Below are 22,706 nucleotides of genomic sequence, written 5' to 3'. Positions count from 1 at the left end.
AGCCTGACGCGGTGAGCACGACGACCACCGACTCCGCCGCCACGGATGCCGCGCCTGCGGCCCAGTCGAAGTACCAGGTCCGGTTCGACCAGGGTGCCGAGGGGGTGCGCCGGATCGCGCCGGACGCCGACGTGCTCGTCTGGGTCGACCAGGTGACGGATGCCTCGGGCGAGGGGGTCGACGACGGCTCGTCGCCCGGCGCCGGCGTGCCCGACGAGGCCCTCGCCGGCACGACCGCCGCGGTGCTCGCGGCATCCGTCGCCGACGCCGCGGCCGCCGCCGCGTGGATGCTGGCCGAGCAGGAGCGCCTCGGCCGGCGCGCCTTCCTCGCGATCGTCGCCGCCGGGCGCTCCGACGGCGGCTTCGCCGCCGACGACGTGCTCGCCGCTGGCGCCGTCATCGACGCGCTGGCCGACCTCGGCATCGACGACACCTCGCCCGAGGCGGCCGTCGCGTGCGCCTCGTACACGGGGCTCCGGCGCGCGGTCGCCCATCTCGCGACAGCGTCGGTCGGCGGACGCGAGGCGATCGCCGCGGGCATCGACCCCGCCGCGATCCGGCGCGCCTCCAGCCGTGATCCGGAGGCGGCCGCGCGGGTCGTCAGGCGGCGCTGAGCGCGACCTTCCCCGCCTTGCGGGCGCGGTGCGCGCGCACCTTGGCGCGGTTGCCGCAGCGCTGCATCGAGCACCAGCGCCGGCTCGCGGCACGCGAGGTGTCGAGGTAGACGATGCCGCAGTCGCCGGCGCAGATGCGGACGCGGCCGTGGTTCGCCTCGCCGAAGCAGTCGACCGCGTCGCGCGCGATGGTGGAGAGCGCCTGGCCGACCGTCTGCACCGACCGGCCGGCCTGCCGGGAACCGCCGTCGAGCGTCGGCGGGATGTCGGGCGTCGCGGCGTACAGGTTCACCACGTCGATGTCGGAGGTGGCGAGCGACTCGCCGCGGCCGGCGGCGAGGGCCAGCCGCGCGATCGCGTCGCGCAGCGACGTCGCGTCGAACAGGTCGCGCGAGCGCGCGGGCGCGACGGGCATCGGGAAGCGCTCGCGCATCCACGAGGTGAGGTCGTCGGGGGAGTTCAGCCGTGCGGGGGCGACGGCGACGGCGACGGGGATCCCCCCGGTGTAGGCGAAGTCGAGCGCGAACGAACCGGAGTCGAACCACCACCGCCCGCTGTCGTCGGTGAACCACTGGCCGACGGGGATCGAGACGGTCGAGACGGGCACCGGACCAAACTACCGGTTCAGTCGGCGGCCGCGCTCGCGGCCGCGCGCCGCATGGCCGCGGTGATCTCGCGGCGGCTCCACACGATGAGGTTGCGCCGGTCGAAGCCCCGGCGGCACAGCCCGCAACTGAGCGGACGGCTCGGCTCGCGGTAGCGGAAGTGCTCATGCCCGACGGGGCATCGGCCGACCCACGGCGCGAGCTCGTCGGCGACCGCGCCGTCGTGCGTGCGCCGCCCGACGTAGCCGATGTCGGCGGCGATGGTCGCCCACCTGGGTCCGTGGCCCGCACGCGGGCCGGCCATCGCGTGGGCGACCTCGTGCAGCAGGATCTGGTGGATCTCGTCGTCGTCGTAGCGCGCGGCGAGGTACCGCGAGACGGAGATGCGCTTGGCGGTGTAGTTGCAGAGGCCCGCGCGCTTCTTGGCGTTGTCGTACGCGAAGCTCCACACGGCGGGGTCCAGGTGCAGGGCGATGAGCGCCTCAGCCCAGATCCGAACCCTCGCGAGATCCGCCATGCGATCGAGGATATCCCCGGGAGTACTGCCTGCAACCGTTTCCGGGGTCCCCCGAACGGGGGACCGAGTCAGTCGGCGTCCGCGAGGCGGATGCGCAGGAGCCGGTCGTCGCCGTCGCGCGGGGACCCCCGCCCGTCGGTGTTGCCGGTGAGCGCCCACAGCTCGCCGTCGGGTCCGGGGACCACGTCGCGCAGCCGCCCGAGCTCGCCCGCGAACGCGTCGTCGACCTCGGTCGGGGAGGTGAGCGCGGGTGACGCGAACCACAGCCGCTCGCCGCGGAGCGCGGCCAGGACGATCGTGTCGCCGACGATCGCGATGCCGCTCGGGCTCGCCTCGGAGGTCGGCCACTGCACGGCCGGATCGCGGAACCGGTCGTCGCCGGCGCGCCCCTCGACGACCGGCCACCCGTAGTTCCCGCCGGGTTCGATGCGATTGAGCTCGTCCCAGGTGTTCTGGCCGAACTCCGCCGCCCACATGCCGCCGGCGGCATCCCATGCGATCCCCTGCGGATTGCGGTGCCCGAGGCTCCACACGAGCGAGCCGGAGGGGTTGCCCGGTGCCGGGTCGCCGTCGGGCGTCATGCGCAGGATCTTCCCGGCGAGCGAGTCCGGGTCCTGCGACAGCTCGCGGGAGCCCGCGTCGCCCGTGGTGGCGTACAGGAACCCGTCGGGGCCGACGGCGAGCCGCCCGCCGTTGTGGCGGCCGCCGCGCGGGATGCCGTCGAGCACGGTCTCCGGGTCGCCGAGCCCCAACTCGCCCGGTTGGCCGGTGAGCGGCATCCGCACGATGCGGTTGTCGGCATCGGTCGAGAAGTAGGCGAAGACGGATGCCGCGTCCGCGCCGTCGCCCGGGAGGAACGCGAGCCCGAGCAGCCCGCCCTCGCCGCCCGCGACCACGTCGGGGAGCACCGCGACCTCGCGGAGGCGGCCGTCCGCGAGCACCTCGACGATCCGTCCGCGATCGCGCTCGCTCACGAGCACGCCGCCGTCCGGCAGGCGCAGGATCGACCAGGGCGCCTCGAGGCCGCTCGCGAGGGTCTCCGGCTCGCCGACGGGACGCAGCACGGGCGGGGCCGAGACGGCGGGCGTCGTCGAGGTCGGCGCGGACGGTGCGACCACGACCGGACCGGAGCGCGCGTCGGGTGCGCAGCCGCCGAGCATCGCGCTCGCGGCGACGAGGAGCGCCGCGGTTCCGGTGGTCGCGGCACGTGCTCGCGATCGGCCGCCCCGACTGCGCATGTCCACCTCCGCCGACCCGACGGGTCGTCATCCGTCCGACCCAGTCTGCGGGAGGTCGCGGGAGAATGGGAGCATGCAGCGCGCGATCGACCTGAACGCCGACCTCGGCGAGTCGTACGGCGCCTGGAGCATGGGCGACGACGAGGCGATGTTCGAGGTCGTCTCGAGCGCGAACGTCGCGTGCGGGTTCCACGCCGGCGACCCGCTGACGATGCTGCGCAGCGCACGCCTCGCCGTGCGGCACGGGGTCGTGCTCGGCGCGCACCCCGGCTACCGCGACCGTGCCGGGTTCGGCCGGCGTGCGCTCGACGTCTCCGTCGACGAGCTCGCGGCCGAGGTCGTCTACCAGCTGGGCGCGCTCGACGGCGTCGCCCGCACGGTCGGCGCGACGGTGGCCTACGTGAAGGCGCACGGCGCGCTCTACCACCGCCTCGGCGCCGATGCGGCCGCCGCGGCGGCCGTCGCCGACGCGCTCGCCGCGGCCGTCCCGGGCGTGGTGGTGCTCGGACCGCCCGAGAGCGAGCTCGAACGTGCGGCGGCGGGAGCCGGCATCCGCTTCGCCCGCGAGGCCTTCATCGACCGCGGCTACCTCGCCGACGGGCGCCTCGTCCCGCGGGAGCACCCCGACGCGCTCGTCCGCGACCCGGGCCGGGCGGCCGACCGGGCGCTCGAACTCGTCGAGACCGGCGGCATCGCGGCCGCCGACGGGGCGCGCGTCGAGCTCGCACCCGATTCGCTCTGCCTGCACGGCGACACGCCCGGATCGGTCGGCATCGCGAGGGCCGTCCGCGCCGCGCTCGCGGGCGCGGGCCACGACGTGCGGCCGTTCGCATGACCGGCCGCGAGCCGCGACTGCTGCCGTCCGGCCGTTCGGCGATCCTCGTCGAGTGCGTCGGGCTCGACGAGGTGCTCGCGCTCCACGACGCGCTCGCCGCCGACCCGCCCGAGGGCGTGGTCGAACTGGTCCCCGCGGCCCGGACGCTCCTCGTCGCGGTCGACCCGGACGTCCTCGCCCTCGAGTCGGCCGCCGGCTGGGTCCGTCGGGCGGCCCGCGACGGGCCGCCAGCCGACGGGCGCGCGACTCGCGACGGCCGTGCGGACCCGACCGGCGAGGCGTCGACCGACGACGTCGTCATCGAGGTCGACTACCGCGGCGAGGACCTCGCCGGACTCGCCGACCACCTCGGCGTGAGCCCGGAGCACCTCGTCGCCCGCCACGTCGCGGCGCGGTGGCGCGTCGCGTTCATCGGCTTCGCGCCCGGGTTCGGCTACCTCGTGGCCGACGACTGGCCCTTCGACGTGCCGCGCCTCGACGTGGCGCGCACGCGCGTGCCGCCCGGAGCGGTGGGCGTCGCCGGCGCGTTCTCCGGCGCCTACCCGCGCGAGAGCCCGGGCGGATGGCGCCTCATCGGGAGCACCGGCGTCGCGCTCTGGGACCCGCTCGCCGACCCGCCGGCCCTCCTCGTGCCGGGCCGCGGCGTCCGCTTCCGGGAGGCACGCGCATGACGCTGCTCCGCGTCGAGGCCACCGGCGGACTCGTGCTGGTGCAGGACCTCGGCCGCCCGGGGCGCGCGCACCTCGGCGTCGCGCCGTCGGGTGCGCTCGACCGGGGCGCGCTCGCGCTCGCGAACCGGCTCGTCGGCAACCCCGACGGGGTCGCCGGACTCGAGGTCGTGCTCGGCGGGCTCCGGTTGGCGCCAGACCGCGACCTCTGGTTCGCCGTGACGGGAGCCTGGGGGTCGGTGCGCGTCGCGGGCCGCGAGGTCGGGCCGTACCGTGCCGCGCGCGTGCGGGCCGGCGAGGCAGTCGAGCTCGGCTCGGCCGAACGGGGGCTCCGCTACCTCGTCGCCGTGCGCGGCGGGATCGACGAGCCCATGGTGCTCGGGTCGCGGAGCCGCGACACGCTGGCCGGCATCGGACCGGAGCCCGTCGGGCCGGGGCGCGTGCTCGCCGTGGGCCGCGAGCCCGCGGCATCCGTGCCCCTGCTCGACGACGACGCCGCCTACCCGCCCCCGGGCGGGCCGGTCGCGCTCGCCCTGCTGCCCGGCCCGCGCGCCGACTGGGTGACGGATGCCGCGCTCGCCGCGTTGCACGAGTCGCGCTGGCGCGTCTCCGCGTCGGCCGACCGCGTCGGGGCGCGGCTCGAGGGCCCGACGCTCGAGCGTCGCGTGCCGGGCGAGCTCGTGAGCGAGCCGACCGTCGCCGGGGCGATCCAGGTGACCGGCGCGGGCGTGCCGACCGTGCTCCTCGCCGACCGGCCCGTCACCGGCGGGTACCCGGTCGTCGCGATCGTCGATCCGGGATCGCTCGACCTGCTCGCGCAGGTGCGGCCCGGACAGGAGGTCCGGTTCCGGCACGCCTGAGCCGGGAGGCGCAGGCGGCCCGCGCGGCTACGGCCGGGACAGGAACACCGACCGCGCCGGCGGCGGCGACGGCACGGCCGTGGCATCCGTCACGATCGGCGCGCCCGCGATGAAGCGCACCAGCTCGTCGCCCTCGACGAGCTTCGCCGGAGCCGGGTCGCTCGCGAGCCGCCGTGGCATGCCGTCGAACGGGAGCGGGTCGTGCGACGCGTACATGACGACGTTGCCGAACCGGCGGCCCTTCAGCATGCCGGTGTCGGCGGCGATCGCGACGTTCGCGTAGACATGCGCGAGCGTCGCCGCCTGCGACCGGGCGAACGCGAGCCCGGCGCCGTCGGCGACGTTCACCGCGACGATGCCGCCCGGCGCCAGCCGTGGCGAGACGAGCCCGTGGAACTCGGCGCTCGTGACGTGGGCGGGCGTGCGGGCGCCCGAGAAGATGTCGACGACGGCGAGGTCGACCGCGCCGTCGAGCCCCGCCGGCAGCTTCGCGAGCACCTCGCGGGCGTCGCCGTGCCGGACCCGGACCTGCGCGCCGCGCGGGAACGGCAGGTTCGCGCGCACGAGCTCGACGAGGTCGGACTCCAGCTCGATCACCTGCTGGCGCGACCCCGGCCTCGTCGCGATCACGTACCGGGGGAGCGTGAACGCGCCGCCCCCGAGGTGCAGCGCCGTGATCGGCCGGCCCGCCTCGCGCACGAGGTCGACGGCGTGGCCGATGCGGCGCACGTACTCGAACCCGAGCCAGTCGGGCTGCTCGAGGTCGACGTGCGACTGCGGCGTGCCGTCGACCGTGAGGGTCCACGACCCGGGTCGCGTACGCGACTGCTCGAGGCGGGCGAGGTGACCGCTCACGGCGAGGCGACGTTCGAGTTCCGGCACGGATGCCACGCTACCCGCGCCGCATCAGCACGCGCCCCACAGCACGGCGTCCAGGCGCGCTCCCTGCAGCACCTCGACGGGGAACGGGCCGGCCTCGCGGAGGCGCTCGACGACCCGCGCCGGGATCGCGGGACCGGCGACGATCACGGCGTTGCCCTCCTCGGCGCCCGCGAGGACGGCCGGCGGGCCGGCGACCAGGAGCTCGGCGGCGGGGTCGGCGCGCGCGATGCCCCGGGCCTGGGCGGCCAGGCGCGGGCCGCCGGCGGCATCCGCCACGTTCACGACGACGGCCCCGACCCGGGCGAGCCGGTCGAGGCACGCTCCGAGGAAGGACGGATCGTCGACGAACGCGGGCGCCTCGACACGTGCGTAGAGGTCGACGATCACGAGGTCGAAGCGCAGCTCAGGGTCGAGGCGCGCGAGCGCGTCGCGCGCGTCGGCGACCATGATCGAGATGCGCTCGCCCTCGGGGAGCGGCAGGCGCTCGGTGACGAGCGACACGAGGCGGGCGTCGGCGTCGACCACGACCTGGGTCGAGTCGGGGCGGGTCGCCGCGACGTACCGTGCGAGGCTCATCGCACCGCCGCCGAGGTGGAGCACCGCGATCGGCGCGCCGGGGTCGGCGACGGCGTCGATCACGTTGCCGATGCGGCGCACGTACTCGAAGAACAGCCGCGTCGGCTGTTCGGCGTCGACATGCGACTGCGCGGCGCCGTCGACGAGCAGCGTCCAGCCACGCGACGAGAACACGTCGCGCTCGAACTCGATGCGGGGGGCCATGCGGGCATCGTCGCACTCGGAGCGACGCGCGGGCCAGTCGTCGGACCGTCCGATCGGCACCACGGCGCGGTTCGCGCGGGGTTATACCGGAGATGCGCACGCATTGCAAGAATCCGACTGGACATGGCGCGCCATCCGGTCTATGCTTGACCTTTGCGCTCCCAGACCCACTATGCCTTCATATTGCGGTCGGCTTCTGCGTGTCGGGTCTCCCGGCATCCGCACCACGTCTGAGGGGTCAACTCCACCACCACCGACAGTGAACCGGCCCCCGACGGGGCCATGGAGGTCATTTCCTTGGCTGCTGCGCGCAACGCATCCACGCCCACCCCCAAGAACGGACGCGGTGCAAGCCGCCTCTCGTTCGCGAAGGTCACCGACACCCTCACCGTACCCGATCTGCTCGCCCTCCAGACCGAGAGCTTCGACTGGCTCGTCGGCAACGAGGCGTGGCGGGCCCGCGTCGAGGAGGCCATCGAGTCCGGCCGTCAGGACCTTCCCGAGGCCACCGGCCTCGAGGAGATCTTCGAGGAGATCTCGCCCATCGAGGACCTCGGCGAGACCATGCAGCTCTCGTTCTCCAACCCCGAGCTCGAGCCGCCGAAGTACACCATCGACGAGTGCAAGGAGAAGGGCAAGACCTACTCCGCTCCGCTGTACGTCAACGCGGAGTTCATGAACCACCTCACCGGTGAGATCAAGACCCAGACGGTCTTCATGGGCGACTTCCCGCTCATGACCCCGAAGGGCACGTTCGTCATCAACGGCACCGAGCGCGTCGTCGTCTCGCAGCTCGTCCGCTCGCCCGGCGTCTACTTCGAGCGCACGCCCGACAAGACCTCCGACAAGGACATCTACTCGGCGCGCGTCATCCCGAGCCGCGGCGCCTGGCTCGAGTTCGAGGTCGACAAGCGCGACCAGGTCGGCGTCCGCATCGACCGCAAGCGCAAGCAGTCGGTCACCGTCTTCCTGAAGGCCCTCGGCCTCACCTCCGAGGAGATCCTCGAGGAGTTCGCCGGCTACGAGTCGATCGCGCTCACCCTCGAGAAGGACAACATCCTCACCAAGGAGGAGGCGCTCAAGGACATCTACCGCAAGCTCCGTCCGGGCGAGCAGGTGGCCGCCGAGGCCGCGCGTGCGCTCCTCGACAACTTCTACTTCAACCCGAAGCGCTACGACCTCGCCAAGGTCGGCCGGTACAAGATCAACAACAAGCTCGGCCTCGAGGCGCCGCTCACCGACTCGGTGCTGACGGTCCAGGACATCGTCGCCACGATCAAGTACCTCGTCGCCCTGCACGAGGACCGCCCGACCCTCCCGGGTCGCCGCGGCGGCAAGGCGGTCGACATCCGCCTCGACGTCGACGACATCGACAACTTCGGCAACCGCCGCATCCGCGCGGTCGGCGAGCTGATCCAGAACCAGGTCCGCACGGGACTCTCGCGCATGGAGCGCGTCGTCCGCGAGCGCATGACCACGCAGGACATCGAGGCGATCACGCCGCAGACCCTGATCAACGTCCGCCCCGTCGTGGCCGCGATCAAGGAGTTCTTCGGAACGTCGCAGCTCTCGCAGTTCATGGACCAGAACAACCCGCTGGCCGGCCTCACGCACAAGCGCCGTCTCTCGGCGCTCGGCCCCGGCGGCCTCTCGCGCGACCGCGCGGGCGTCGAGGTCCGCGACGTGCACCCCTCGCACTACGGCCGCATGTGCCCGATCGAGACCCCGGAAGGCCCGAACATCGGCCTCATCGGCTCGCTCGCCTCGTTCGCGCGCATCAACTCGTTCGGCTTCATCGAGACGCCGTACCGCAAGGTCGAGGGCGGGAAGGTCACCGACCGGATCGACTACCTCACCGCGATGGAGGAGGACGACTACATCGTCGCCCAGGCCAACGCGCCGCTCGACGGCAAGGGCCACTTCGTCGAGGAGCGCGTCCTCGCGCGTCGCAAGGGCGGCGAGGTCGACCTGTTCCCGGCCGAGGAGATCGGCTACATGGACGTCTCGCCGCGCCAGATGGTGTCGGTCGGCACGTCGCTCATCCCGTTCCTCGAGCACGACGACGCGAACCGCGCCCTCATGGGTGCGAACATGCAGCGCCAGGCCGTGCCGCTGCTGCGCAGCGACTCGCCGTTCGTCGGCACGGGCATGGAGGGCTACGCCGCGATCGACGCCGGCGACGTGATCACCGCAGACCGAGCGGGCGTCGTCGCCGAGGTCTCGGCCGACGCCGTCACGCTGCAGCTCGACGAGGGCGGCACGCAGACCTACTACCTGCGCAAGTTCGACCGCTCGAACCAGGGCACGTCGTACAACAACCGCGTCGTCGTCTCCGCGGGCGACCGCGTCGAGGTCGGCGAGGTCATCGCCGACGGTCCCGCGACCGACGACGGCGAGCTCGCGCTCGGCAAGAACCTCCTCGTCGCGTTCATGCCGTGGGAGGGCCACAACTTCGAGGACGCGATCATCCTCAGCCAGAACCTGGTGAAGGACGACGTCCTCTCCTCGATCCACATCGAGGAGTACGAGGTCGACGCCCGCGACACCAAGCTCGGCAAGGAGGAGATCACCCGCGACCTCCCGAACGTGAGCCCCGACCTGCTGGCCGACCTCGACGAGCGCGGCATCATCCGCATCGGCGCCGAGGTCCGCCCCGGCGACATCCTCGTCGGCAAGGTCACGCCCAAGGGCGAGACCGAGCTCTCGGCCGAGGAGCGCCTGCTCCGCGCGATCTTCAACGAGAAGAGCCGCGAGGTCCGCGACACGTCGCTGAAGGTCCCCCACGGCGAGCAGGGCACGATCATCGGCGTCAAGGTGTTCGACGCGCAGGACGGCGACGACGAGCTCGGCTCGGGCGTCAACCAGCGCGTGGTCGTCTACATCGCCCAGAAGCGCAAGATCACCGAGGGCGACAAGCTCGCCGGCCGCCACGGCAACAAGGGCGTCATCTCGAAGATCCTGCCGGTCGAGGACATGCCGTTCCTCGCCGACGGCACTCCCGTCGACGTCATCCTGAACCCGCTCGGCATCCCCGGTCGAATGAACTTCGGCCAGGTGCTCGAGACCCACCTCGGCTGGGTCGCCAAGCAGGGCTGGAAGGTCGAGGGCAACCCCGAGTGGGCCAAGCGCCTGCCCGAGGTCGCCCGCGAGGCCGCGCCCGGCACCAAGGTGGCCACGCCCGTGTTCGACGGCGCGCTCGAGGAGGAGATCGCGGGTCTGCTCGACTCGACGCTCCCGAACCGCGACGGCGAGCGGCTCATCGACTCCAGCGGCAAGACGCAGCTGTTCGACGGCCGTTCGGGCGAGCCCTTCCCGTACCCGGTGTCCGTGGGCTACATGTACATCCTGAAGCTCCACCACCTCGTCGACGACAAGATCCACGCGCGTTCGACCGGTCCGTACTCGATGATCACCCAGCAGCCGCTCGGTGGGAAGGCGCAGTTCGGCGGCCAGCGCTTCGGCGAGATGGAGGTGTGGGCCCTCGAGGCCTACGGCGCCGCGTACGCGCTGCAGGAGCTCCTCACGATCAAGTCCGACGACATCCTCGGCCGCGTCAAGGTGTACGAGGCCATCGTCAAGGGCGAGAACATCCAGGAGCCCGGCATCCCCGAGTCCTTCAAGGTGCTCATGAAGGAGATGCAGTCGCTGTGCCTGAACGTCGAGGTCCTCTCGGCCGACGGCACCGCGGTGAGCCTCCGCGACACCGATGACGAGGCCTTCCGCGCAGCGGAGGAGCTCGGCATCAACATCTCCGCGCGCTTCGAGTCGTCGAACATCGACGAGATCTGATCCGCCAGGCACACGAGAACGACTTCAGGAATCTAGGAGAGAAATTGCTCGACGCAACGACGTTCGATGAGCTCCGTATCGGCCTGGCGACCGCCGAGGACATCCGCAAGTGGTCCTACGGCGAGGTCAAGAAGCCCGAGACCATCAACTACCGCACGCTGAAGCCCGAGAAGGACGGGCTCTTCGGCGAGCAGATCTTCGGACCCAGCCGCGACTGGGAGTGCGCCTGCGGCAAGTACAAGCGCGTCCGCTTCAAGGGCATCGTCTGCGAGCGATGCGGTGTCGAGGTCACCAAGTCCTCGGTCCGCCGCGAGCGGATGGGCCACATCGAGCTGGCCGCGCCCGTGACGCACATCTGGTACTTCAAGGGCGTGCCCTCGCGCCTCGGGTACCTGCTCGACATGGCGCCGAAGGACCTCGAGAAGGTCATCTACTTCGCCGCCTACATGGTGATCGACGTCGACGACGAGGGTCGTCACGCCGACATGCCCGGCCTCGAGAACGAGCTCCGGCTCGAGATCAAGGCCATCGGCGACGCCCGTGACGCTCGCATCGCCGAGCTCATGCAGCGCAAGGAGGAGGAGCTCGCGGCACTCGAGGCCGAGGGCGCCAAGTCCGACCAGCGCAAGCGCGCCGAGGCCGCGGCCGACAAGGAGATGGCCGGCGTCCGCAAGTCGGGCGACGAGCAGATCGCGCACCTCGAGCGCGTGTGGGAGGACTTCCGCACGCTGAAGGTCGGCGACCTGAAGCCCGAGGACTCGGTCTTCCAGGAGCTCCAGGACCGCTTCGGCATGTACTTCGAGGCCTACATGGGCGCCGAGGCGATCAAGAAGCGCCTCGAGTCGTTCGACCTGGCCGCCGAGGCGGAGGACCTGCACCTGCAGATCGCCGAGGGCAAGGGCCAGAAGAAGATCCGCGCCATCAAGCGGCTCAAGGTCGTCAACTCGTTCCTGCAGACCGGCAACTCGCCGGCCGCCATGGTCCTCGACGTCGTCCCGGTGATCCCGCCGGAGTTGCGCCCGATGGTCCAGCTCGACGGCGGTCGCTTCGCGACCTCCGACCTGAACGACCTCTACCGTCGCGTGATCAACCGCAACAACCGCCTCCGTCGCCTGCTCGACCTCGGCGCGCCCGAGATCATCGTGAACAACGAGAAGCGGATGCTCCAGGAGGCCGTCGACGCGCTGTTCGACAACGGCCGCCGCGGCCGCCCCGTCACGGGCACCGGCAACCGCGCCCTGAAGTCCCTGAGCGACATGCTCAAGGGCAAGCAGGGCCGCTTCCGCCAGAACCTGCTCGGCAAGCGCGTGGACTACTCGGGCCGTTCGGTCATCGTCGTCGGTCCGCAGCTCAAGCTGCACCAGTGCGGCCTGCCGAAGCAGATGGCGCTCGAGCTGTTCAAGCCGTTCGTCATCAAGCGCCTGATCGACCTCAGCCACGCGCAGAACATCAAGGCCGCCAAGCGCATGGTGGAGCGTTCGCGTCCGCAGGTGTGGGACGTGCTCGAGGAGATCATCCGCGAGCGCCCCGTGCTGCTGAACCGCGCGCCCACGCTGCACCGCCTCGGCATCCAGGCCTTCGAGCCGCAGCTGGTCGAGGGCAAGGCCATCCAGCTCCACCCGCTCGTCTGCGCCGCGTTCAACGCGGACTTCGACGGCGACCAGATGGCCGTGCACCTGCCGCTGTCGGTCGAGGCGCAGGCCGAGGCCCGCATCCTCATGCTGGCGTCGAACAACATCCTCAAGCCGTCGGACGGCCGTCCGGTGACCCTGCCCTCGCAGGACATGATCATCGGCCTGCACCACCTGACGACGGTCATCGAGGGTGCGGCCGGTGAGGGCCGTGCGTTCTCGTCGATCGCCGAGGCGATCCTCGCGTTCGACCAGAACCGTCCGGGCGAGCTCGTGCTCGACCTGGGCGCCACGGTGAAGATCCGCCTCGAGGGGCTGCACTTCGCCGAGGGCCAGGAGCCCGAGGGCTTCGTGGCGGGCGAGCCGTTCCTGATGGAGACGACCCTCGGTCGCGCCCTCTTCAACGAGGCGCTCCCGGCGGACTACCCGTTCTTCAACGCGCAGGCCGGCAAGTCGCAGATCTCGCAGATCGTCAACGACCTCGCCGAGCGCTACCCGAAGACCGAGGTGGCCGCGACGCTCGACCGGATCAAGGACGCCGGCTTCCGCTGGGCGACCCGTTCCGGCGTGACCGTCGCGCTCTCCGACATCGTCGAGCTGCCGCAGAAGCGGGAGATCGTCTCGAAGTACGAGAAGCAGGCCGCGAAGGTCCAGTCGCAGTTCGAGAAGGGTCTCACGACCGACCTCGAGCGCCGTCAGGAGCTCATCCAGATCTGGACCAAGGCGACCGACGAGGTCGCGAAGGCCATGCAGGAGGAGTTCGCCGCGAACCAGGGCAACACCATCAACCGCATGGTGACCTCGGGCGCTCGAGGCAACTGGCTGCAGGTGCGCAACATCGCCGGCATGCGAGGCCTCGTGAACAACCCGAAGGGCGAGATCATCCCGCGCCCGATCATCTCCTCGTACCGCGAGGGGCTGTCGGTGGCGGAGTACTTCATCGCCACGCACGGCGCCCGCAAGGGCCTGGCCGACACGGCCCTCCGTACGGCCGACTCGGGCTACCTCACGCGTCGTCTGGTCGACGTCTCGCAGGACGTCATCATCCGCGAGGACGACTGCGGCACGTCGAAGGGCCTCGAGCTCCCGATCGCCACGGTCGACTCGACGGGTGCGCTCGTGCGCGACCCGAACGTCGAGAACTCGGTGTTCGCCCGGTCGCTCGCGACCGACGCGGTGAACGCCAAGGGCGAGGTCGTCGCCGAGGCCGGCGACGACGTCGGCGACGTGCTCATCGACAAGCTCGTCGCGGCGGGCGTCGAGTCGATCAAGGTCCGCTCGGTGCTCACCTGCGAGTCGGCGGTCGGCGTCTGCGCGAAGTGCTACGGCCGTTCGCTCGCGACCGGCAAGCTCGTCGACATCGGCGAGGCCGTCGGCATCATCGCGGCGCAGTCGATCGGCGAGCCGGGCACCCAGCTCACGATGCGCACCTTCCACACCGGTGGCTCGGCCTCGGCCGACGACATCACGCAGGGTCTTCCCCGCGTGCAGGAGCTCTTCGAGGCCCGCACCCCCAAGGGTGCGTCGCCCATCGTCGAGGCCCCCGGTCGCATCACGATCGACGAGACCGAGAAGCAGCGCAAGGTCATCCTCACGCCCGACAACGGCGACGAGCCGATCGCGTACAACGTGCTCAAGCGCTCGACGCTGCTCGTCGAGGACGGCCAGCACGTCGAGCTCGGCCAGCAGCTGATCGTCGGCACGGTCGACCCGAAGGAGGTCCTCCGGGTCAAGGGCGTGCGCGAGGTGCAGAAGCACCTGGTGAACGGCGTGCAGGACGTGTACCGCTCGCAGGGCGTGCCGATCCACGACAAGCACATCGAGGTCATCGTCCGCCAGATGCTGCGCAAGGTGACCGTGGTCGACCACGGCGACACCGAGCTGCTTCCGGGCGAGCTCGTCGACCGCTCGCGGTACAACGAGATCAACCGGGCCGCGCTCACCGAGGGCAAGCGGACGGCGTCGGCGCGCCAGGAGGTCATGGGCATCACCAAGGCCTCGCTCGCGACCGAGTCGTGGCTGTCGGCCGCGTCCTTCCAGGAGACGACCCGCGTGCTCACGCAGGCCGCCATGGAGGGCAAGTCCGACCCGCTCGTCGGCCTCAAGGAGAACGTGATCATCGGCAAGCTGATCCCGGCCGGTACGGGCCTCGCCAAGTACCGGAACGTCACCGTCGAGGCGACCGAGGAGGCGAAGGCGGAGCGGTACCCGAACCGCATCTTCGCCGACGACGCGTCGTTCACCGAGGGCGACCTCAGCTTCGTCGACTTCGACTCGTTCTCGAGCGACGACTTCACCCCCGGCAACTACAGCTGATCCCCGCGGGCGGCGGCCTCGCCGCCGCCCGCGCACCACGACGGGCCCCGGAGCGATCCGGGGCCCGTCGTCGTCCGATCGCCCCCACCTGATGACGGCACTCAGGTGCGCGGGCTAGTATCTCGGGCGGTCGCCCCCATCCGATTCCGACCCGGAGCCCACATGCCAGACGCTGCCCCCGCCACCCGCCGATCGAGGACGCTGCTCATCGTCGCCGCATCCGCGCTGGTGATCGCGGTCGTCGCGCTCGTCGTGGTCCTGGCCCTGCCCGCACCGGGCAGCGAGAACGCCGAGTCGACGGCGCAGTCGCGTCCCGCGCCGTCCGCCGAGGCGGCGCCGGCACCGGTCGCGGTCCCGACTCCGGAGCCCGTGCGCGACGAGCGCATCCCGACCGACTGCGCGGCGATCTACACGTTCGACTGGTCGAGCACCTTCGCGCCCGAGTACGTCCTGAACCCGGAGTGGTCGACCGCAGACGGGGCACCCGCCCTCTACGGCACGGATGACGCGGGCGCCCTGCCGGTGCTGCAGGAGACCTCGCAGCTCACCTGCTCGTGGCTTCCCCCCGAGGGCGGCGACGGACGCGTGGGCCTCGTGACGAACGTCGCGAGCGTCGACGAGGCCCAGACCGCGGCGGCGATCGCCGCGTTCCAGGCGGCCGGCCAGGAGTGCTACCAGGAGGAGGGCGGCACGCGCTGCATCCTCGAGTTCGAGGGCGTCGCCGGCTCGGCCGGCGAATCGCACTTCATCCGCGAGGGCCTGTGGATCGCCACGCGCTGGGACGGCCCCGCCGTGAGCGGCTACACCCTCGACATCGTCTCGCAGCTCTTCGCCTGAGACCCCGGCCGGGGCGGGCACGTCGACGCGCGGGCGACGTCCCGCGCGCGCTTCCCGGCCGCGCGGCGGCGCGTTGCTAGAGTGAGCCGCACCACGGGCGGCCGATGCTGCCCGGAAGGAGCGGACGATGAGCAGCACGACCCCCGGATCCGAGCCCGGCCGCGGCGACCTCGACCGTGACGGCCTGCCCGACGGGCCCGCCGCGGACGATGCGCCGACGACCGCCGACGCCGGCGACTCGTCGCCGGCGGACGCCGCCACGAGCGACGACGTCGCAGCCGAGCAGGCGCAGGTCGACCCGACGGCTCCCGACGCGGAGCACGTCGATCGCGTCGAGCAGCCGGTCGCCGCTCCCGACCCGACCTCGTCCGCCGACGAGCACGACTTCACCGGGAGGGAGGGGGCGGAGGAGACCGCGCCCGCCGAGCCCACTGCGGCTGCGGCGACCGCACCGGTCGCGTCGGCGGACGCCGACGCGCCCGCCGAGCGTTCCGAGCTCGACGCCGCCGTCGAGCGGGCCCGGACGGATCACCCGCCCGTCGCCGACGAGACCGCGACCATCGAGGAGCACCCCGAACCGGTGCGCGCCGAGGCGGTCCGCCGCGAGACCGGGGTCCCCGAGACGGTCGGCGCCGCAGGCGTCGGGGCCGCAGCGGGCGTCGGTGCGGCCACGGCCGCGCCGGAGGCGCCGGCCCCCCCGCTGCCGCAGACCATCTACGTCCAGGCCCCCACCCCGCCGAAGGAGAAGGGCAACCGCGGCTTCGGCGTGCTCGTCGGCCTGATCGCGACGGTCGCGTTCGCCCTGCTGTACGCGGGCATCTCCTACCTCGTGATCACGTGGTACGGAGCCGGCCGCGGCGACGGCATCCGCGTCTACACGGAGTTCCTGGCGCAGCCGGTGTTCTGGGTCCCGGTCGTCTTCTTCTTCCTCGCCTTCGCACTGCTCGCGGCGATCCTCAACCGCGCCGCGTGGTGGACCTGGGCCGTCTTCGGCCTCGCGGTCGGCATCGTCGTCTACTTCTCCTACATCGGCGGTTCGCTCCTCACGGTCGCGGCGTGGCAGTTCACGCCGCAGCAGGCCGCGGAGTTCGTCGCGGAGCGCTGGGTCGACCCGTTCGCGATCATCGCGTTCATCGTCGCCCGCGAGCTGCCCATCTGGTTCGGCGGGTGGATCTCCGCGCGCGGGCGCGCGGTCGCCGAGCGGAACGTCCGGGCTCGCGAGGAGTACGACCGGCAGCTCGCGGCCGGGCCGCAGCCGGTGACGACCTCGCGCTAGCGGAGGCGATCGTCCGGGTACCCTCGTCTGGGGTGCGCTCATGGTGAGCGCTCCCCATCGACCTGGCGCACCCGGCCTGCTTGGGTGGCTCCCTGACCCTGCACACCCGAGGAGCGCTGTTGAGCATCACGATGCGGACCGCCGATGCCGTCCCCGGCACCGCGACCGACGGCCGGCCCGATCCCGCGTACGCGGCGGCGCTCGGGCTCGTGGCCGCTCCGAACGGTCGTCGGTCCGCCGCGTTCGCGATCGACGCGGCCGTGTGGGTGCTGGTCGCGGTGCCGGCGGTCATCGGTTGGCTGCAGCTCGTCGTCGCCCTGACGGCGACCGGGGCCGGGGCGATCGAGGCGACGGCGGATGTCGCGGCGCTCGTCGGCCCCCTGGTCCTCGTCGGCGTGGGACAGGTCCTCCTCGGCGTGCTCGGGATCGTCCAGCTCGCGCTCCACGGCCGTCGCGGCGTCACGATCGGCAAGGCGTCGTTCGGACTCCGGTCGGTGAACGTCGCGACGTTCGAGCGGCCGGGGTTCTGGCGGGTCGCACTGCGGGCGCTCGTGCTGTGGGCGTCCCAGGTCGTCCTGCCCCTCGGCGGCCCCGCGATCTGCTTCGCATCCGGCCTGTGGGACCCCGGGCGTCGCGGCCGCAGCTGGCTCGACCGGATCGGCCGCTGCTGGCTCGTCGACGCCCGCAACGGCCTGGATCCGTTCGACGCCAAGGCGCTCCGCCACGCGCGGCGGCGGGTCGAGTCCGAACCGCTCGCGCAGCGAGCGACGCTGCCCTCGCTCGCGTCCGAGCGCGGGATCGACGAGCGCACGTTCATCCCCGCCGCGCGGTCGAGCTCGGGCGTCGTCGCCGCGGCTCCCTCGCTCGCGGGCGTCCCCGACGCCGGGGCGGGCGGGTGGACGCCGCCGCCGCTGGGGGCGGCATCGGTCGCGGCGTCCCCGACCCCCGCCCTCGACGCGAGGCCCGGGCCCGCGACCGCGCCGGCACCCGCCGTCACGCTCGTCTTCGCGGACGGCGCGCGGATCGCGGCATCCGGCACCACCCTGCTCGGACGCGGACCCGCGCGGGCCGACGCCGATCCGGTCGACGTCGCGCTGGTCCCGCTCGCGGACGCGAGCATGGGGCTGTCGAAGACGCACGCCGCGGTGGAGGTCGATGCCCGCGGCATCCGCGTCACGGACCGCTGGTCGAGCAACGGCACGTCCGTCGTCGATGCGGCCGGGGTCGAGCGCGACCTCGAGCCCGGCGTGCCGTGCGCCGTCGCCCCGGGCACGGCCGTCCGCCTCGGCGGGCTCGAGTTCCGCATCGAGGCGGTCGGCGCATGAGGCTCAAGCTCGGACTCCGCCGGCAGTCGGGCGCGGGCGTCGACGTCGTCGTCACGGCCGACGCGACCGCGACCGTGGGCGACGTCGCGCGCGCGGTGGCCGACACCGACCCCGCGTCGGCGCACCTTCCCGTGCATCCCGGGCCGTTGACGCTCGCCGTCGCTCCGCCGACGTCGTCGGAGCCCGTGGTGCTCGACCCCGACACGCTCGCGGCCGACGCCCCGATCGGGTCGGGCTTCAACGCGGCCGTCGTCTCGCCGGCGGCGCGCAGCGCGGCCGCGGACGCGCCGGTCGCGATCATGCACGTCCACTCCGGGCCGGACGCGGGGCGCGAGTTCCCGCTCCGCCGCGGCCACGGGGTGATCGGGCGCGCGGCCGATGCCGACGTGGTGCTCGCCGACCCCCTCGTCTCGAAGCGGCACGCACGCGTCGAGGTCGACCAGGTCGTCGAGCTCGTCGACCTGAACTCGGCCAACGGCCTCCTCGTCGACGGCGGCCAGGTCGCGCGCGTGCGGGCCCTCCCGGGCGTCCGCGTCACGATCGGCGACACGGTCGTCTCGTTCAGCGCGGTGGCCGGCACGGATGCCGCGGCCGACCCGGTGCTCGAGCGCGGCGGTGCGCTCATGTTCAACCGGTCGCCCCGGGTCGAGGCTCGCTACCCGGGCACCGCCCACCCCGAGCCCCGCGTGCCGAGCGAGGAGACCCCGCGGCTCTTCCCGTGGCCGATGATCGCCTCGCCCATCCTCATGGGCCTCGGCATCTTCGCGATCACGCAGCGACCGGCGTCGCTGCTCATCGTCGTGCTGACCCCGGTCATGCTGCTCGGCAACTACCTCGGCCAGCGCATGGGCAGCGGGAAGAAGCTGCAGCGCGAGGTCGAGACGTTCGAGGTGCGGCTCGAGGAGCTCGAGGAGACGCTCGAGCGCGAACGGCACGTGGAACGCGAGCGGCGGCACGACGAGACGCCTCCCGTCGCGACGGTGTACGAGCAGGCGATGCGCCTCGGTCCGATGCTCTGGACGCGGCGTCCCGAGCACTGGAACTTCCTGGCGCTGCGCCTCGGCGTCGGGCGGGCGCGCAGCCGGAACTCGATCCGCGACTCGGAGGGTGCGAGCGAGGGCATCCCGACGTACGCGCGACAGGTCGACGTGCTCCGCGACCGCTACCGCGACATCGACGACGTGCCCGTCATGGAGCTGCTGGCGAGCTCGGGCGCGCTCGGCATCGCCGGCCCGGCGAACCTCGCGGCGGACGCGCTGCGCGGCATCGCCGTGCAGCTCTTCGGCCTGCACGCGCCGAACGACGTCGTCGCCGCCGCGATCGTCGACCCGGCGTGGAGCCGCGAGCTCGACTGGCTGAAGTGGCTGCCGCACACGTCGGGGGAGCGGAACCCGGTCGCGGGCGCGCCGCTCGCGGACAGCGCCTCGGCGGGCGCGGCCCTCCTCAGCTCGCTCGAGGAGCTCATCCTGCAGCGGCTCTCGGCGCCGCCGGTGCGCCGAGGCCCGCTCGCCGACGAGGACGGCTCGATGGCACGGGGCTCGCGCATCGGCACGCCGGGCGGCGTCCGCGAGGAGTCCCGGCCCGACTCGGCGCTCGTCCTCATCGTCTCGGCCGAGGCGCCCGTCGACCGGCCGCGCCTCGTCCAGCTCATCGAGCGCGGCGCCGAGGTCGGCATCCACGCCGTGTTCGTCGCGCCCACGGTCGAGTCCCTGCCCGCCGCCTGCCGCACCTTCGTCGACGTGACCGCCGGGCTCGAACGCGGGCGCGTCGGCGTCGTGCGCTCGGGCCTCGAGTACGAGGACGTCGCGGTCGAGGGCGTCTCGCTCCGCTACGCCGAGGTGTTCGCCCGCCGGCTCGCGCCCGTCGTCGACGCGAGCACCGTCGTCGAGGACGCGAGCGACCTGCCGCGCAGCGTCTCGATGCTCTCGCTCATCGGCGGCGAGATGGCGCGCGACGCCGAGAGCGTCGTCGAACGGTGGCGGCAGAACGCGTCGGTCGTCGACCGCTCCGGCGTCAGGCTGCCGCGCCTGAAGCGCGCCGGGACGCTGAAGGCGTTCGTCGGCCAGGGCAGTCCGGATGCCATGACGCTCGACCTGCGGACCCAGGGCCCGCACGCGCTCGTCGGCGGGACGACCGGCGCCGGCAAGTCCGAGTTCCTGCAGGCGTGGGTGCTCGGGATGGCGGCCGAGTACAGCCCCGACCGGGTGACGTTCCTGTTCGTCGACTACAAGGGCGGGTCGGCCTTCGCCGACTGCGTCGAGCTGCCGCACTGCGTGGGCCTCGTGACCGACCTCAGCCCGCACCTCGTGCGGCGCGCGCTCACGAGCCTCCGGGCCGAGCTGCACCACCGCGAGCACCTGTTCAACCGCAAGAAGGCCAAGGACCTGCTCGAGCTCGAGAAGCGGCAGGACCCCGAGACCCCGCCCGCGCTCGTCATCGTGATCGACGAGTTCGCCGCGCTGGCCGGCGACGTGCCCGAGTTCGTCGACGGCGTCGTCGACATCGCGCAGCGCGGGCGCTCGCTCGGCATCCACCTCATCATGGCGACGCAGCGTCCGGCCGGCGTCATCAAGGACAACCTGCGAGCGAACACCAACCTGCGCGTCGCGCTCCGGATGGCCGACGAGTCGGACTCGCGCGACGTCGTCGGCGACGCGGTCGCGGCGGGCTTCGACCCCGGCATCCCCGGTCGCGGCATCGCGAAGACCGGACCCGGGCGTCTCGTGCCGTTCCAGTCCGCGTACGCCGGCGGCTGGACGAGCGACGAGCCGGAGGTCGCGGACGTGCGCCTCGCCGAACTGCGCTTCGGATCCACCGTCGTGTGGGAGCGCGACGGCGTGGCCGATGCCGACGTGCACGAGGGCGACCCGGGCCCGAACGACCAGAAGCGCATGGTCGACGCGTTCATCCGCGCGGCGGCGGCGGCCGGCATCCCGGCGCCTCGGCGCCCCTGGCTCGACGACCTCGCGACGACCGTCGCCGTCGAGGACCTGCCGATGCGCGGCGACGGCGAGGTCGTGTTCGGCCTCGCGGACGTGCCCGAGCGCCAGGTGCAGTCGCCCGTGGCGTTCGCCCCCGACCGCGACGGCGCCATGCTCGTCTTCGGCACGAGCGGGTCGGGGAAGTCCACGCTGCTGCGCACGCTCGCCGTCTCGATCGGCCTGCGACCCGAGCTCGGCGGTGCGGCGGTGTACGGGCTCGACTTCGGCTCCGGCGCGCTGCGCTCGCTCGAGGCGCTGCCGCACGTCGGATCCGTCATCGCGGGCGACGACCCCGAGCGCATCCAGCGACTGCTCCGCACGCTCGACGAGCTGCTCGACCGTCGCGGCCGCGCGTTCAGCGCCGCGAACGCGGCGAGCCTCAGCGAGTACCGCGAGCTCACCGGCATCCGCGAACCGCGCGTGCTGCTCGTCATCGACGGCTTCGCGCAGTTCAAGGCCGACTGGGACTCCACGACCGTGCGCATGCCGTTCTACAACGTCGTCATGCGGCTGCTGGCCGAGGGTCGCCCGCTCGGCGTGCACGTCGTCGCGACCGCCGACCGGTCGGGCGCCGTGCCGACCGCGGTGAGCGCCAACGTCACCAGGCGCATCGTGCTGCGGCTCTCCGACGACGGGGGCTACCAGGTGCTCGGCGTGCCGAAGGACGTGCTCGACGATCGCTCGGCGCCCGGACGCGCGATCGTCGACGGCCTCGAGTCGCAGGTCGCCGTGCTCGGCGGCACCGCGAACGTGGCCGAGCAGACCAGGGCGCTCGAGGCGCTCGCCGGCCGGCTCCGCGCCGCCGGCGCCGACGAGGTGTCCCCGATCCGCTCCCTTCCCGCGTCGTTCGGGGCGCGGGAGCTCCCCGACTCGGTCGAGGGCGAGCCCGCGCTCGGTCTCTCGGATGACACGCTCGCGCCGATCGGCTTCGAACCCGTGGGCACGTTCGCGATCACCGGTCCGCCGCAGAGCGGCAAGACGACCGCGATGCGCGCCGTCATCGACGCCGTGCGCCGGCACGACCCGGACGTGCGGCTGTTCCACATGGCCGGACGTCGGGCGGCGCTCACCGGGCACGCGGACTGGATGCGGAGCGCCACGAGCGTCGACGACGTCAAGGCCCTCGCCCGTGAACTCCTCGACGTGATCGGCGACCCGGCCGTGCCGGGCCGCTACCTGATCGCGGTCGAGAACGTCACGCAGTTCGCCGACTCCGAGGCCGAGCGCCCGCTCAAGGAGCTCTTCCAGGCGGTCAACCGCAGCGAGCACTTCCTCGTCGGGGACGCCGACGTGGCGAACCTGTCGAGCGGGTTCGGCTTCGTGGGCGACTTCAAGGCGGGCCGTCGCGGCGTCGCCCTGAAGCCCGACGCGTACGACGGCGACTCGGTGTTCAAGACGCCGTTCCCGAAGGTCAAGCGCTCCGACTTCCCGGAGGGACGCGGGTTCTTCGTGCAGGACGGCCGGGCCACGCTCGTGCAACTGCCGCACGGCGGATGATCGCGCGGCCGGTGGGCAGCGCTCCCCATGTCGCGGCGACGCCGGCCGAGGCTAG

At 72.8% G+C, this 22,706-nt stretch carries 15 protein-coding genes; 10 read left to right on the top strand and 5 right to left on the bottom strand.

The features are described 5' to 3' along the window. The first annotated feature begins 11 nt into the window (after window positions 1-11). Window positions 12-614, top strand: a complete 603-nt coding sequence (locus GLX25_RS19375; RefSeq protein WP_166548736.1) for a 2-phosphosulfolactate phosphatase — start codon at window positions 12-14, stop codon at window positions 612-614. Here the strand turns inward: GLX25_RS19375 and GLX25_RS11115 are convergent. The 3 genes from GLX25_RS11115 to GLX25_RS11105 all read right to left on the bottom strand — a co-directional run bounded on the left by GLX25_RS11115 (window position 601) and on the right by GLX25_RS11105 (window position 2,974). Next, window positions 601-1,221, bottom strand: a complete 621-nt coding sequence (locus tag GLX25_RS11115; RefSeq protein WP_271192417.1) for a CGNR zinc finger domain-containing protein — start codon at window positions 1,219-1,221, stop codon at window positions 601-603. The two genes, GLX25_RS19375 and GLX25_RS11115, sit on opposite strands and share 14 nt — an antisense overlap. Before the next feature lie 17 nt (window positions 1,222-1,238). Continuing rightward, complete coding sequence (locus GLX25_RS11110) at window positions 1,239-1,736, bottom strand: SprT-like domain-containing protein (protein ID WP_155842527.1); 498 nt, start codon at window positions 1,734-1,736, stop codon at window positions 1,239-1,241. 68 nt (window positions 1,737-1,804) lie between these two features. Next, complete coding sequence (locus GLX25_RS11105) at window positions 1,805-2,974, bottom strand: PQQ-dependent sugar dehydrogenase (RefSeq protein ID WP_155842526.1); 1,170 nt, start codon at window positions 2,972-2,974, stop codon at window positions 1,805-1,807. A gap of 73 nt (window positions 2,975-3,047) precedes the next feature. On the opposite strand from GLX25_RS11105, the gene GLX25_RS11100 reads away from it, so the two are divergent. Genes GLX25_RS11100 through GLX25_RS11090 form a run of 3 tightly spaced genes read left to right on the top strand, consistent with a single transcriptional unit; the run spans window position 3,048 to window position 5,337 of the window. Next, window positions 3,048-3,809: a LamB/YcsF family protein gene (locus GLX25_RS11100; protein ID WP_155842525.1), complete on the top strand. Its 762-nt coding sequence runs from the start codon at window positions 3,048-3,050 to the stop codon at window positions 3,807-3,809. Continuing rightward, window positions 3,806-4,480 carry a 5-oxoprolinase subunit B family protein gene (locus GLX25_RS11095; RefSeq protein WP_155842524.1) on the top strand — a complete coding sequence of 225 codons (675 nt, stop codon included), beginning with the start codon at window positions 3,806-3,808 and terminating at the stop codon, window positions 4,478-4,480. Before GLX25_RS11100 ends, GLX25_RS11095 begins: the two co-directional genes overlap by 4 nt. Next, the gene (locus GLX25_RS11090) at window positions 4,477-5,337 is read left to right on the top strand and encodes a 5-oxoprolinase subunit C family protein (protein ID WP_155842523.1); all 861 of its coding nucleotides are present in this window, start codon (window positions 4,477-4,479) and stop codon (window positions 5,335-5,337) included. The genes GLX25_RS11095 and GLX25_RS11090 overlap by 4 nt, the downstream gene beginning before the upstream one ends. Before the next feature lie 27 nt (window positions 5,338-5,364). Here GLX25_RS11090 and GLX25_RS11085 read toward each other — a convergent pair whose 3' ends face one another. After that, window positions 5,365-6,219, bottom strand: coding sequence for a spermidine synthase (locus GLX25_RS11085; protein WP_166548735.1), 855 nt, complete (start codon window positions 6,217-6,219; stop codon window positions 5,365-5,367). Between the two features lie 24 nt (window positions 6,220-6,243). Further along, window positions 6,244-6,999, bottom strand: coding sequence for a spermidine synthase (locus GLX25_RS11080; RefSeq protein WP_155842522.1), 756 nt, complete (start codon window positions 6,997-6,999; stop codon window positions 6,244-6,246). A 297-nt stretch (window positions 7,000-7,296) separates the two neighbouring features. Between GLX25_RS11080 and rpoB the strand changes: the two genes are divergently transcribed. The 6 genes from rpoB (at window position 7,297) to GLX25_RS11050 (ending at window position 22,651) form a co-directional block, all read left to right on the top strand. Then, window positions 7,297-10,788, top strand: coding sequence for a DNA-directed RNA polymerase subunit beta (gene rpoB, locus GLX25_RS11075; protein ID WP_155842521.1), 3,492 nt, complete (start codon window positions 7,297-7,299; stop codon window positions 10,786-10,788). Between the two features lie 44 nt (window positions 10,789-10,832). Next, the gene (gene rpoC / locus GLX25_RS11070; protein ID WP_155842520.1) at window positions 10,833-14,735 is read left to right on the top strand and encodes a DNA-directed RNA polymerase subunit beta'; all 3,903 of its coding nucleotides are present in this window, start codon (window positions 10,833-10,835) and stop codon (window positions 14,733-14,735) included. A 162-nt stretch (window positions 14,736-14,897) separates the two neighbouring features. After that, window positions 14,898-15,572: a hypothetical protein gene (locus GLX25_RS11065; RefSeq protein WP_155842519.1), complete on the top strand. Its 675-nt coding sequence runs from the start codon at window positions 14,898-14,900 to the stop codon at window positions 15,570-15,572. A gap of 127 nt (window positions 15,573-15,699) precedes the next feature. Further along, window positions 15,700-16,848 (top strand): hypothetical protein, encoded by a 1,149-nt coding sequence (locus GLX25_RS11060; protein ID WP_155842518.1) that lies wholly within the window; start codon window positions 15,700-15,702, stop codon window positions 16,846-16,848. 119 nt (window positions 16,849-16,967) lie between these two features. Further along, window positions 16,968-18,173 carry an RDD family protein gene (locus GLX25_RS11055; RefSeq protein ID WP_155842517.1) on the top strand — a complete coding sequence of 402 codons (1,206 nt, stop codon included), beginning with the start codon at window positions 16,968-16,970 and terminating at the stop codon, window positions 18,171-18,173. Beyond that, window positions 18,170-22,651, top strand: coding sequence for an FtsK/SpoIIIE domain-containing protein (locus tag GLX25_RS11050; protein WP_155842516.1), 4,482 nt, complete (start codon window positions 18,170-18,172; stop codon window positions 22,649-22,651). Before GLX25_RS11055 ends, GLX25_RS11050 begins: the two co-directional genes overlap by 4 nt. Window positions 22,652-22,706 lie beyond the last annotated feature (55 nt).

This window comes from Agromyces luteolus, assembly GCF_009729855.1.
Taxonomy (GTDB): Bacteria; Actinomycetota; Actinomycetes; order Actinomycetales; family Microbacteriaceae; genus Agromyces; species Agromyces luteolus.
The sequence above is the reverse complement of the archived record's forward strand: the minus strand, read 5'-3'. Positions and strand labels throughout refer to the sequence as shown.